The sequence below is a fragment of the Burkholderia pyrrocinia genome, from assembly GCF_003330765.1.
In the GTDB taxonomy this organism is placed as follows: Bacteria; Pseudomonadota; Gammaproteobacteria; order Burkholderiales; family Burkholderiaceae; genus Burkholderia; species Burkholderia pyrrocinia_B.
This window is the reverse complement of sequence record NZ_CP024902.1, coordinates 3495633-3508390: the sequence shown is the minus strand read 5'-3', so window position 1 is coordinate 3508390 and position 12758 is coordinate 3495633. Positions and strand designations below refer to the sequence as shown.

Annotated in this window: 11 protein-coding genes; 4 read left to right on the top strand and 7 right to left on the bottom strand. The window is 70.1% G+C overall.

The genetic code is table 11. The features are described 5' to 3' along the window. Positions 1 to 2 precede the first annotated feature (2 nt). A complete protein-coding gene (locus CUJ89_RS17010; protein WP_114178344.1) occupies positions 3 to 215 on the top strand; it encodes a hypothetical protein in 213 nt (70 codons plus the stop codon). Positions 216 to 273: 58 nt separating this feature from the next. Further along, the gene (locus CUJ89_RS17005) at positions 274 to 1296 is read left to right on the top strand and encodes a serine/threonine protein kinase (RefSeq protein ID WP_321970377.1); all 1023 of its coding nucleotides are present in this window, start codon (positions 274 to 276) and stop codon (positions 1294 to 1296) included. An 84-nt stretch (positions 1297 to 1380) separates the two neighbouring features. Here the strand turns inward: CUJ89_RS17005 and CUJ89_RS17000 are convergent, their stop codons facing one another. Continuing rightward, on the bottom strand, positions 1381 to 2823 hold the full coding sequence (locus tag CUJ89_RS17000) for a coniferyl aldehyde dehydrogenase (protein ID WP_114178342.1): 1443 nt from the start codon (positions 2821 to 2823) through the stop codon (positions 1381 to 1383). A gap of 728 nt (positions 2824 to 3551) precedes the next feature. On the opposite strand from CUJ89_RS17000, the gene CUJ89_RS16985 reads away from it, so the two are divergent. Next, positions 3552 to 5192, top strand: a complete 1641-nt coding sequence (locus CUJ89_RS16985; RefSeq protein ID WP_114178340.1) for a GMC family oxidoreductase — start codon at positions 3552 to 3554, stop codon at positions 5190 to 5192. 27 nt (positions 5193 to 5219) lie between these two features. Here CUJ89_RS16985 and CUJ89_RS16980 read toward each other — a convergent pair whose 3' ends face one another. Genes CUJ89_RS16980 through fliF form a run of 6 tightly spaced genes read right to left on the bottom strand, consistent with a single transcriptional unit; the run spans position 5220 to position 12033 of the window. Beyond that, on the bottom strand, positions 5220 to 6575 hold the full coding sequence (locus CUJ89_RS16980) for a flagellar hook-length control protein FliK (protein ID WP_114178339.1): 1356 nt from the start codon (positions 6573 to 6575) through the stop codon (positions 5220 to 5222). Positions 6576 to 6606: 31 nt separating this feature from the next. Beyond that, positions 6607 to 7065 carry a flagellar export protein FliJ gene (gene fliJ, locus CUJ89_RS16975; protein ID WP_114178338.1) on the bottom strand — a complete coding sequence of 153 codons (459 nt, stop codon included), beginning with the start codon at positions 7063 to 7065 and terminating at the stop codon, positions 6607 to 6609. A gap of 5 nt (positions 7066 to 7070) precedes the next feature. After that, entirely contained in the window at positions 7071 to 8612 is a 1542-nt protein-coding gene (gene fliI, locus CUJ89_RS16970) for a flagellar protein export ATPase FliI (protein WP_114178337.1), read from the bottom strand. Then, the gene (gene fliH / locus CUJ89_RS16965; protein ID WP_114178336.1) at positions 8606 to 9289 is read right to left on the bottom strand and encodes a flagellar assembly protein FliH; all 684 of its coding nucleotides are present in this window, start codon (positions 9287 to 9289) and stop codon (positions 8606 to 8608) included. Before fliH ends, fliI begins: the two co-directional genes overlap by 7 nt. Continuing rightward, positions 9282 to 10277: a flagellar motor switch protein FliG gene (fliG, locus tag CUJ89_RS16960; RefSeq protein ID WP_114178335.1), complete on the bottom strand. Its 996-nt coding sequence runs from the start codon at positions 10275 to 10277 to the stop codon at positions 9282 to 9284. The genes fliH and fliG overlap by 8 nt, the downstream gene beginning before the upstream one ends. After that, a complete protein-coding gene (gene fliF, locus CUJ89_RS16955; protein ID WP_114178334.1) occupies positions 10267 to 12033 on the bottom strand; it encodes a flagellar basal-body MS-ring/collar protein FliF in 1767 nt (588 codons plus the stop codon). Before fliF ends, fliG begins: the two co-directional genes overlap by 11 nt. Positions 12034 to 12283: 250 nt before the next feature. Here fliF and fliE point away from each other — a divergent pair, with 250 nt between their 5' ends. Next, positions 12284 to 12628, top strand: a complete 345-nt coding sequence (gene fliE / locus CUJ89_RS16950; protein WP_114178333.1) for a flagellar hook-basal body complex protein FliE — start codon at positions 12284 to 12286, stop codon at positions 12626 to 12628. Positions 12629 to 12758 lie beyond the last annotated feature (130 nt).

Genomic DNA, 12758 nt, shown 5'->3' with positions numbered 1-12758 from the left:
TCATGCATGTCGGGTCGATTGTCTGCACTACCCATCTCGCGGTGCCTAAGGGCGCGCGCGGCATCGTCCAGCGCATCCTGGGCGACATGGCCATGGTGACCTGGTACGCGGGCGTGCCGGGCGAGTCGAAGGAACTCAACACCGAGCCGTTCTTTCTCGAGGACCTGATCGACACCGGCGAATCCGTGCTGCCGGCGGGCGCGGCGCTCCACTGAGCGCGCGCGCCGCAGCGGACGCTCGTCTTTCGGCCCGGCTGGCGGCACAATGCGGAGCATGAAAGACGTCACTTCCGCTCCTGCTTCTCCCGCCGCCCCGCCGTTCGCCGGGCTCACGCCCGAGTGCGTGCTCGACGCGCTCGACAGCGTGCTGATACCGGCCGGCCTGCGCACCGACGGGCGCCTGCTCGCCCTCAACAGCTACGAAAACCGCGTCTACCAGGTCGGCATCGAAGACGGCCCGCCGGTCGTCGCGAAGTTCTACCGCCCGGCGCGCTGGTCGGACGACGCGATCCTCGAAGAGCACGCGTTCGTCGACGAACTCGCCGCGCGCGAGATTCCGGCGGTGCCCGCGCGCGCGTTCGACGGCCGCACGCTGCACGCGTTCGACGGCTTTCGCTTCTCGGTCTTCGAGCGGCGCGGCGGCCGCGCGCCCGATCTCGATCGCAGCGACACGCTCGAATGGCTCGGCCGCTTCATCGGCCGGATCCATGCGGTCGGCGCGACGCAGCCGTATGTCGCGCGTCCCGTGCTCGACATGAGCACGTTCGGCTACGAGCCGCGCGACTACCTGCTCGCGCACGATTTCATTCCGGATGACGTGCGGCCCGCGTACGAGACGGCGGTCACGCTCGCGCTCGAAGGCGTCGAGGCCGCGTTCGAGCGTGCGGGCGAGATTCGCCTGCTGCGCACGCACGGCGACTGTCATCCGAGCAACGTGCTGTGGACCGATGCCGGCCCGCATTTCGTCGACTTCGACGACAGCCGGATGGCACCCGCGATCCAGGATCTGTGGCTGCTGCTGCCGGGCGATCGCGAAGGCGCGTCGCGCGCGCTGGCGGACCTGCTGGCCGGCTACGAGGATTTTTGCGATTTCGAGCCGCGCGAGCTGCATCTCGTCGAAGCGCTGCGCACGCTGCGACTCATCCACTACGCGGCATGGCTCGCGCGGCGCTGGGACGATCCCGCGTTCCCGGCCGCGTTCCCGTGGTTCAACACGCATCGTTACTGGGAAGCACGCGTGCTCGAACTGCGCGAGCAGATCGGCGCGATGCAGGAAGGGCCGCTCTGGCCCGTGTGACGGCGCGCGCGGCACCTGCGCCGCGTGGCATGCATGCACCACGGGCCGCGGTGCGATGCACGCGGCCCGTCTGGCCCGTCCGGCTCAGAACTTCAACATCACCTTGATCAGCGCGGCGAAGCGCTTGCCGTACGGCGGCGCGAGCAGGTTGCGTGCGTTCAGGCGTGCCTGCGTGAGCACCGGCTTCATCTTCGAGAACGTCACGAAGCCGTCGTAGCCGTGATACGCGCCCATGCCGCTCGCACCGACGCCGCCGAACGGCAGGCTGCCGCACGCGATATGCATCAGCGTTTCGTTGATCGACACGCCGCCCGAGATCGTTTCGCGCATCACGCGGTCGATCGTGCCGCCATCCTCGTCGAACAGATAGAGCGCCAGCGGACGCGGGCGCGCATTCACATACGCGATCGCCTCGTCGAGCCGCTCGTACGGCACGAGCGGCAGCAGCGGCCCGAAGATTTCCTCCTGCATCAGTTGCGACGCGGCCGGCACCTGCGTGACCGCGCACGGCACGAAGCGGCGCGACGCGGGATCGGATTGCGCGTCGGACAGCGGATGCAACTGTGCGCCGGCCGCCTGCGCGTCGCTCGCGAGCTGCTGCAGCCGTGCGTAATGGCGCGGCGACACGATCGTCGTATAGTCGCCGTTGGCCGACAGGTCGGGATACATCTTCGCGAACCGTGCCCGCGCGCGCTCGATGAACGCGGCTTCCATCCCGCGCGGCAACAATACGTAGTCGGGCGCGATGCAGGTCTGGCCCGCGTTCAGCGTCTTGCCCGCGACGATCGCGTCGACGGCCGCATCGAAGCGCGCGTTCGGGCCGACGATGGCCGGCGACTTGCCGCCGAGCTCGAGCGTGACGGGGGTGAGGTTGTCGGCGGCCGCGCGCATCACGTGGCGGCCGACGTGGGTCGAGCCGGTGAACAGCAGGTGATCGAACGGCAGCGCGCTGAATGCGGCGCCGACCTCCGCATCGCCGTTCACGACCGCGACGTGGTCGCGCGCGAAGGTCTTCGCGATCAGCTGCTCGAACAGCGCCGACGTACGCGGCGTCAGTTCGGACATCTTGATGATCGCGCGGTTGCCGGCCGCGAGCGCGCAGATCAGCGGGCCGGCCGCGAGCAGCACCGGATAGTTCCACGGCACGACGATGCCGACCACGCCGAGCGGCTGCGGAATCACCTTCGCGCGCGCCGGGCGCAGCCACTTGTTCATCGGCTTGCGGATCGGCTTCATCCAGCGCTTGCCGTGCTTGAGCGCGTCGTCGATCTCCTCCTTCGCCATCCAGATTTCCGACAGCAGCACCTCCTGCTTCGCGCGATGGCCGAAATCGGCGCTGATCGCTTCGGCGAGCGCGTCCGCGTGGTCGATCAGCATCGTGCGCAGCGCGCGCAGGTGCTGCGTGCGCGTTTCCCACGCCGGGTACGGCGCGCGCAGGTAGGCCGCGCGCTGGTCGCGCAGCAGTGACGTCAGCACATCGGCCGACGGCAGTGCTTGCGGGGCCAGTTCGGGCAGGTCGTTCTTCATTTCGTCTCCTCCAGTTGGGCCTGGCTTGTCGGCCAGCTGTCACGCCGCACGCGCCTGCTCGGCGAGCGCGGCGACGCGGATCGGGGTGGCACATGCCGCGCGGCGCGGGGCCGGATGCGACGTGCGCGCGAAAACCGGTTGCAGCGTGCGGCGGGCGTCGCATCCGCGCGACGGTGTCCGCATCCGAAAGCCGCGCCGTGGCGCATGCGCGCGCGGCGCGATGCGACTGCCGCCGGGCCCGCGACACTGCAGCGCGATCGCCTGCCGGTGCACCGAAGCGGGGCAATGCGACGCGTACGCCAATACGTGCCGCAGCGCATCGTGCCGCTGCGGCGACCCGCCGTCCAAACGGTCGGCGACACCATGTGCCGTTCGATTTCGATCGTCCGCGCGCATGACGCTGTGCGTCTCCGCGCGGACGGCCGTTTGAAATGAAATGCGGGCCGCGCGCGTCGCATCCGGGCAACCCGGTCGGCACGCGGCCTGCAGAACCTGGCGCTGCATCGTCGTCTCTCCCGTTTCGCGACGGATCGGCTTCTCGTGGCCGGCGTGTCGCGCAAAGCGAATCGATACATCTTAAATTTAGTTCACGCAGGCGTTTAGAGGAATCGCTCTTGAATCCGCGCGCCGCACGCGCGACGGCCATTCCTACAATGCCCGGACATTACAAGAGGGGACGCGTCGCGCGGCGGTGCCGGGCGCCTTCCATGACACGACGGAGACGTGACATGCAATACGACTACATCATCGTCGGCGGCGGTTCGGGCGGTTCGAGCCTGGCAGGCCGTCTCGCCGATGCCTGCCCCGACGCGACGATCGCGCTGATCGAGGCCGGCTCGCATACGGAGCGCAACCTGCTCGTCAACATGCCGGTCGGCATCGCGGCGCTGGTGCCGTTCAAGCTCGGCACGAACTACGGCTACGAGACGGTGCCGCAGCCGGGCCTCGGCGGGCGGCGCGGCTACCAGCCGCGCGGGCGCGGGATGGGCGGCTCGAGCGCGATCAACGCGATGATCTATACGCGCGGCCACCCGGGCGACTACGACGAGTGGGCGCAGCTCGGCGCGACGGGCTGGGGCTGGCAGGACGTGCTGCCGTATTTCCGCCGCGCGGAAGGCAACGCGCGCGGCGCCGACGCGTGGCACGGCGCGGACGGCCCGCTGTCGGTATCGGATCTGCGCTTTCGCAATCCGTTCTCCGAACGATTCATCCAGGCCGCGCACGCCGCCGGCTATCCGCTGAATGACGACTTCAACGGTGCGACGCAGGAAGGCGTCGGCTTCTATCAGGTCACGCACCGCGACGGCTCGCGCTGCAGCGTCGCACGCGCCTATATCTACGGCCGCAACCGGCCGAACCTGCACGTGATCACCGGCGCGACGGTGCTGCGCGTCGGCTTCGACGGCAAGCGCGCGGTCGGCGTCGCGGTATCGCGCAACGGACGCGTCGAGACGCTCGGCGCGCGCGCGGAAGTGATCCTGTCGGCCGGTGCGTTCAATTCGCCGCAACTGCTGATGTGTTCGGGGATCGGCCCGGCGGAGCAATTGCGCCGGCACGGGATCTCGGTCGTGCAGGATGCACCGGACGTCGGCACGAACCTGATCGACCACATCGACTTCATCATCAACACGCGCGTGAATTCGTCCGAGCTGGTCGGCGTGTGCCTGCGCGGCATCGCGAAGATGACGCCCGCGCTCGCGCGCTATTTCTCGAGCCGCACGGGGATGATGACGAGCAACGTCGCGGAGGCCGGTGGCTTCATCAAGAGCGATCCGTCGCTCGAGCGTCCCGACCTGCAGCTGCATTTCTGCACGGCGCTCGTCGACGACCACAACCGCAAGATGCACTGGGGCTTCGGCTATTCGCTGCACGTATGTGCGCTGCGGCCGTTCAGCCGCGGCACGGTCGCGCTCGCGAGCGGCGACGCGCGCGACGCGCCGCTGATCGATCCGCGCTTCTTCAGCGATTCGCGCGATCTCGACCTGCTCGTGCGCGGCACGCAGGCGATGCGCCGCATCCTGTCGCAGGCGCCGCTCGCGTCGCAGGGCGGGCGCGAACTGTACACGCGGGCGAACCAGAGCGAAGCCGAGTTGCGCGCGACGATCGTCGCGCATGCCGACACGATCTATCACCCGGTCGGCACGTGCCGGATGGGCTCCGATGCGCGCGCGGTCGTCGATCCGCAGCTGCGCGTGCGCGGCGTCGAAGGGTTGCGCGTGGTGGATGCATCGGTGATGCCGACGCTGGTCGGCGGGAACACGAATGCGCCGTCGGTGATGATCGGCGAACGCGCGGCTGACTTCATCGTCGCGGCGCGCAACGGCGGTGTGCCGCGCGGCGAGGCGGCCGCGGCGGTGCACGGCCGCTGAGCGGCGTGCAGTACCGCGCGGAAATGCTCAGGCAAATGTATCGACGAGGCCCGCGCGGCTCACGCTCGCGGCGGCCGGTGCGGATCGCGCAGCGTCGGCCGGTGCATCGACGGCTGACGATCCGCCGTTCCCGCGCCGTGGCGACTGGCCGCGGGCGTTGGTCTGTTGCGGGTTCTGCTGCTGCGACGCGAAGCCGCCGTCGCTGACGGTCGCGCTGCCGAGTCCGAGCCCGCCTGCTTCCATCGCATCGCGCAGCTTCGGCAGAGCGGCTTCGACCGCGTCGCGCACCTGCGCGTGCTGCGACACGAACAGCGCGTGCGCATGGTTGTCCGCGACCCGCAGCACGACCTGCAGCGGCCCGAGATCGGGCGGATTGAGCGTCAGCTCGGCGCTCTGCTGGTGCGCATTCGACAGGAACACGACCTTCTGGCTCAGCGCGTCCGTCCAGTCGGCGGTGCCGACGTGCGGGGCGAGCACGTGCGCGTTGGCGGCGGCGATCGAACTCGCGGCCGGCGACAACTGCAGGTTCGCCTGCGCCGCGGCCGCAGCCGTTGCGCCGGCCGCGAGCGTCGCGCTGGCGGCCGGATCCGTCGCGTCGCTGGCAGCGGCGAGCGCGTGCTGCGCGCCGGATTGCGCGTTCGCGTCGGCCTGCAGCGCCTGCGCGGTGGCCTGCGTCGGTGTCTGCTGCGTGGCGAGTGCTCCTTTCGCGTCGGCGAGCGTGCGGTCGAACGTCGGCACCTTTGGCGTCAGCGGTGCGGCGGCGGCGCTGGCCGATCCGGTCGATGCCGGTGCCGAGGCCGACGCGGACGCGGACGCCGTCGTGCCGGTCGCAGGCATCGCGATCGCGCCCGAGCCGCCCGTCAGCTTGGCGAGCGCTGCCTGCAGCGCGTCGCGGCTCGACGCCGGCGCGGCCGGCTGGGCGGCCGCATCCTTGGCCGCATGGTCCGCCAGCGTGGCGGTGGCGTCGGGCTGGCCGGACACGGCCGTCTTTTGCGTCGCGGCAGCGGCGCTAGCGGCATCGGCCGGCGTCGCGTTGTCCGTGCGCGCCTGCAGTTGCGCCTGCACGGCCGCGGCGGCCGCGAGCGCGGCGGCGTCGGGGTGGGTGGCGGCGTTCGCGTCGTCGGTCGACTGGTCGTCGTCCGCGCCGGACGGCTTCGTGCCTGCGGCCGGCTTCGACGAAGCCTGTTTTGTCGAAGCATCCGGCGTGCCGGAATGTGCCGCGTCGTGGCGTGTGACGACGCTTTGCTTCAGCGTCTGCGCGAACGGCACGGCGGTCGCGGCGTCGTTGCCGGTGGCGGTGGCAGACGAACCCGAGCCGCGGGCGGCCTTGAGTGCGGCGCCGGCGGTGTCGATCAGCGCGCCGAGCAGGGGCAGGGGAGGCATGACGGTTCTCTCGTTCGAATGCGGTGGTCGGTTACGACGAGCGGGCCGCGTCGGCCCGCATGCGCAGGATCTTCGCGGCGTGTTCGTCGGCGTCGCGCTGTTCGCGCCGGGCGTCGCGCTGCGCTTCCTGCGCGACGCCGCGCGCCTGCAGGATTTCATACGAGCCGACGGTGCGTTTCTTCTGTTGCCAGTTCGGGCGTGCCTCGTCGATACGGACGTCGGCCGCGGCCAGCACGTTGCGCTGCTGCGCGATCGCGGCGTCGAGCGTGTCGATGAACGCCTGGAAATTGCGCCAGTTGCCGGCCGGCATCCCGTGCTGCGCGGATTGCGCGAAGCGCGCGTGATATTCGTCGCGATAGCGCAGCAGCGCGTCGAGCTGCTCGGTGGCCGCGGTGCGGTCGCGCTGCGCGGCGCCGAGCTGCTTCGCGGCCATGTCGAGGTCTTCCTGCGCGCGGTCGAGCAGCAGCTGAAGGGGAAAGCCGTGAGCCATCGGGATCAGCCTCCGTAAGCGTCGAACAGCGCATCGAGCCCGGCGAGGCTCGACGCGAACGGCGCGCATTCGCGAAAGCCCTGCTGCAGGAACGCCTCGATGCGCGGATAGAGCGCGATCGCGCGGTCGAGCTGCGCGTCGCGGCCGGGCGCGTAGGCGCCGACCGCGATCAGGTCGCGATTGCGCTGGTAGCGCGACAGCATTTGCTTGAACTGCCGCACGTGGTCGAGATGCGTTTCGTCGATCAGCGCGGTCATCGCGCGGCTGATCGACGCCTCGATGTCGATCGCCGGATAGTGGCCGGCCTCGGCGAGCGCGCGCGACAGCACGATGTGGCCGTCGAGGATCGCGCGCGCCGAATCGGCGATCGGGTCCTGCTGGTCGTCGCCTTCGGTCAGCACCGTATAGAACGCGGTGATCGAGCCGCCGCCTTCGGGCCCGTTGCCGGTGCGCTCGACGAGCGCGGGCAGCTTCGCGAACACCGACGGCGGATAGCCTTTCGTCGCGGGCGGTTCGCCGATCGCCAGCGCGATCTCGCGCTGCGCCATCGCGTAGCGCGTCAGCGAATCCATCAGCAGCAGCACGTGCTTGCCCTGGTCGCGGAAATACTCGGCCAGCGACGTCGCGTAGGCCGCGCCCTGCATCCGCAGCAGCGGCGACACGTCGGCCGGCGCCGCGACGACGACCGAGCGCGCGAGCCCGTCCTCGCCGAGGATCTGCTCGATGAATTCCTTCACTTCGCGACCGCGTTCGCCGATCAGCCCGATCACGATCACTTCCGCGCTCGTGTAGCGCGCCATCGTGCCGAGCAGTACCGACTTGCCGACGCCGGAGCCCGCGAACAGGCCCATCCGCTGCCCGCGCCCGACGGTGAGCAGCGCGTTGATCGCGCGCACGCCGACGTCGAGCACATGGTGGATCGGTTCGCGCTCGAGCGGGTTGATCGACGGCGCCGACAGCGGCGCATCGACCTTCGACGCGAGCGGGCCGAGGCCGTCGAGCGGGCGGCCCGACGCGTCGACGACGCGCCCGAGCATCTCCCAGCCGACCGGCAGCCGTTTCGCGCCCGCGAGCGGATCGGCGACGGGTGCGGTTTCGCGCGGCCACACGCGCGCGCCGGGCAGCACGCCGGCGACGTCGGTGGTCGGCATCAGGAACAGGCGGTCGCCGGCGAAGCCGACGACTTCCGCTTCCGCGTGCGGCAGCGTGCTGCCGGGCGGCAGTTCGATCGTGCATTCGGCGCCGACCGACAGGCGCAGCCCGATCGCCTCGAGCACGAGGCCCGCCGCGCGCGTAAGGCGACCGCACGGCCGCAGCGGCAGTGCGCGGTGGCTGCGCGCGGCGAGCCCGTTCAGGTGCGTGCGCCAGTGCGCGAGATGCGGATTGTGCGGCGCGCGCGGCGCGGCGCCGGCTGCGTCGGCCGCGTGCGGTTTCGGATCGTGCGCGGTGTTGTGCGCGGCTGCGGGGCCGAACGACGCGAGCGCGAGCTCGCGTTCGAGCGGCGTCATGCCGTCGTGTGCGAGCGATTCGGGCGGCCGCGTCACCACGTGCTCACCTTGCCGATCGCGGCGGCGACGCGCTGCCAGCGCGTGGGCAGCGTCGCGTCGACCTCGCCGGTCGCGGCGTGCGCGCGGCAGCCGCCGCGCTCGATCGACGCGTCGGTGCGCACGTTCCAGCCGAGCGTATCGAGATCGTCCTGCAGATAGGCTTCGACGACGGGCAGGTCGGCCGGATGCACCGCGAGATGCGGCGCGCCGGACAGCGCGGGTTCGGTCGCGAGCACGTCGCGCACGGCCGCGACGAGCGCGGCCGGGTCGTGCTTCACGTGCTGGCGCACGACCTGCTGCGCGATGTCGAGCGCGAGCTGCGCGATGTCGGACGCGAGATCGTGCTCGGCGGCCGACACGGCCTCGCGGAACGACGCGGCGAGCGCCGCGAGCTGCGCGGCCTGTTCGCGCGCGTCGGCCTGGCCGACCTCGAAACCCTGTTCGCGGCCCTGCTCGAAACCGGCCTGGTAGCCGAGCGCCTGGCCTTCGACGTGGCCGGCCGCCTGGCCTTCGGCGTGTGCGGCGTCGCGCACGCGCTGCAGTTCCTCGGCGAGCGCGGCGGCGGCTGCCGCCGCGTCGTCGGGCGGCGGCGGGGGCGGCGGCGGGTCGAACGACGTCATCTCCCACCGCTCGTAAGCGGTGAGGGTGCCCGCGCGATCGCTCGCCGAATCAGACATATGCGTCTTCCGCCTTGCCGCCGATCACGATCTGGCCGCTCTCGGCGAGGTTGCGCACGATCTGCAGGATGCGGCGCTGCTGCGTCTCGACTTCGGACACGCGCACCGGGCCGCGCGCGTCGAGATCCTCGGCGAGCAGTTCGGCCGCGCGCTGCGACATGTTCGCGAGGAACTTCTGGCGCAGCGCGGGCGGCGCGCCCTTCAGCGCGATGATCAGCGTTTCCGACTCGACTTCCTTGAGCACCATCTGGATCGCGCGGTCCTCGAGTTCGAGCAGGTTCTCGAACACGAACATCTGGTCGACGATCTTCTGCGCGAGATCGGCATCGTACTGGCGCACGCTTTCGAGCACGCCCTCCTCATGCACGCTCGTCATGAAGTTCAGGATTTCGGCGGCGGTGCGGATGCCGCCCATCGGGCTGCGCTTCAGGTTGTCGCTGCCGGACAGCAGGCCGGTCAGCACGTCGTCGAGCTCGCGCAGCGCGGCCGGCTGAATGCCGTCGAGCGTCGCGATCCGCAGGATCACGTCGTTGCGCAGCCGTTCGGTGAAGCACGACGCGATCTCGGACGCCTGGTCGCGGTCGAGGTGCACGAGGATCGTCGCGATGATCTGCGGATGCTCGTTCTTGATCAGTTCGGCCACGGCGCCCGAGTCCATCCACTTCAGGCCCTCGATGCCGCTCGTGTCGCTGCCCTGCAGGATGCGGTCGATCAGCACGCCGGCCTTGTCTTCGCCGAGCGCCTTCGTCAGTACCGAGCGGATGTACTCGCTCGAATCGAGCGACAGTGCGGTGTGCTGCTCGGCTTCCTTCACGAAGTCCTGCAGCACGTTCTCGACCTGCTCGCGCGTGACGTTCTTCAGCGCGGCCATCGCGGCGCCGATCTTCTGCACCTCGCGCGGCGCGAGGAACTTGAATACCTGCGCGGCCTCTTCCTCGCCGATCGACATCAGCAGCAGCGCGCTCTTGGTCAAGCCTTCAGCGTTCATCGGACACCCAGTTCTTCACGACGGTGGCGACGATCTTCGGATCCTGGCGGGCGATCGTGCGCGCGTAGTCGAGGTTGCGTTCGTAGCGGTTCTTCTCGTTCTCGAAGCCGAGCAGCAGCGAGTCGGGCTCGTCGGCCTTGACCGGCGCCGCCGGCAGGCCGTCGAGCAGGACCGGATCTTCCGGCGCCGCGAGCGCCGGCGCGACCGGCTCGGCCGGCGGGAACGCGCGGCGCATCGCCGGGCGCACGAACATGAAGTAGAGCGCCGCCGCGGCCGCCGCGATGCCGAGCCATTTCGCGGCTTCCTTCGCCATCGCGATCATGTCGGGCTGGCGCCACCACGGCAGGTCGGCGTACGGGTCGCTCACGGTCGAGAACGCGCTGTTCACGACGTTCACCGAGTCGCCGCGCTTGTCGTCGTAGCCCATCGCGTCCTTCACGAGCTGCTCGACCTGCGCGAGCTTCGCGGGCGGCAGCGGCTGCATCGTCACGTGGCCCTTCGCGTCGGCGACCGGCTGGTAGTTGACGACGACCGCGACCGACAGCCGCTTCACGCTGCCCATCGGCTGCTCGAGATGGCGGATCGTCTTGTCGACCTCGTAGTTGGTCGTCTGGTCCTTGCGGTCGCTCACGGGCGTCGTCTGCGGCGCGTTCTGCCCGTTGCCGGCGACGACCGGCGCGGAGGCCGGCTGCGGCGGCGTGTTCGACAGCGCGCCCGGCACGCCCGACGCGCCGCCCTGCGCGAGCTCGGTCGCGCTGCTGGTCTGCTGGCTGCGGATCGCGGCCTGCTGCGGCACGCCGTTCGGGCCGTAGCTTTCCGACGTCTGTTCGATCTTCGAGAAGTCGAGGTCCGCGCTGACCTGCGAGCGCGCGTTGCCGGCGCCGAAGATCGGCGCGAGGATCGCGTCGATGCGCTTCTGCGTGTTGTGCTCGACCTGCTGCACGTACTTGAGCTGGCTCGCGTCGAGGCCGGATGCCGACGGGGACTGGGTCAGCAGGTTGCCGTCCTGGTCGACGATCGTCACGTTCTTCGCGGGCATGTCGGGCACGCCGGACGACACCATCCGCGTGATCGCCTGGACCTGGCCCTCGTCGAGCACGCGGCCCGGGTAGAGGTCGACGAACACCGACGCGCTCGGCGCTTCCTTGTCGCGCACGAATACCGACGGCTTCGGGATCGCGAGATGCACGCGCGCGCCGCGCACGGCGTTGATCGATTCGATGGTGCGCTGCAGCTCGCCTTCGAGCGCGCGCTGGTAGTTGACCTGTTCGGCGAACTGGCTGATGCCGAATTTCTGGTTGTCCATCAGCTCGAAGCCGACCGAGCCGCCCTTCGGCAAACCCATCGCGGCGAGCTTCAGGCGCGTTTCATGCACCTGGCTCGACGGCACGAGGATCGCGCCGCCGGCATCGGCGAACTTGTAGGGAACGTTTGCCTGCTGGAGCGCGGCAATGATCGCGCCGCCGTCGCGGTCCGACAGGTTGCTGTACAGCACGCGGTAGTCGGGCGTCCGGCTCCACAGCACGAGCGCGGTAATCGCGGCGATCGCGAACGCGACGGCGATCATGAACGGCAGCTTCGGGTTGCCCTTCATCCGCGTGATGCCGGGAATGCGTTCCGCGAAGCCGCCAAGTCCGAAGTCCGCGCCTGCGCCACCCGCGCCCGGCAACGCGGCGGCCGCGGCGGCGCCGGGCACCGGGCTGGCGAGGCCCGCGCGGGCGTCTGGGTTGATCAGCGAGTTGGCCTGCGAATCCATGCGTCGAGTTTCTCCGGAGCGGGACGACTGAGCTCGCTCGGACGAGCGGGCGGACAATGACACGATGCGATTATCGTGACCCGGGCCGTACTCCGATCGACCGAAAAGAGCGGGGTTTCCCCCGTACTTTCTCGGCTTTGACGCGTGGCGCGCTGCTATCCTTTTTCGCGATCCGGCATGGTGCGCGTGGTGCGGCACCGGCGGATCGCCCGGTGCGTCCGGGTCTCTTCTCTCAAGTCTTGGGGACAGCATGACTGCGAACGTCAGCGGAATCGGTTCGGTGTTGCAACAGATGCAGTCGATGGCCGCGCAGGCGTCGGGCGGCGTCGCGAGCCCGACGGCGGCGCTTGCCGGCTCGGGCGCGGCGACGGCCGGCACGTTCGCGAGCGCGATGAAGGCGTCGCTCGACAAGATCAGCGGCGACCAGCAGCACGCGCTCGGCGAGGCGAAGGCGTTCGAGGTCGGCGCGGCGAACGTGTCGCTGAACGACGTGATGGTCGACATGCAGAAAGCCAACATCGGCTTCCAGTTCGGGCTCCAGGTCCGCAACAAGCTCGTGAGCGCTTACAACGACATCATGCAGATGTCGGTGTGACGGGCCGGCCATCCGGGGGACGGCAATCCGCGGGACGGCAATCCGGGGACGGCCATCCGGGCGTGCCGGGCGGGGCCGACTTCCCGCGCCCGGTGGCGGCCCCGCCTAAAGCTTTTCAAATCCCTTCCGA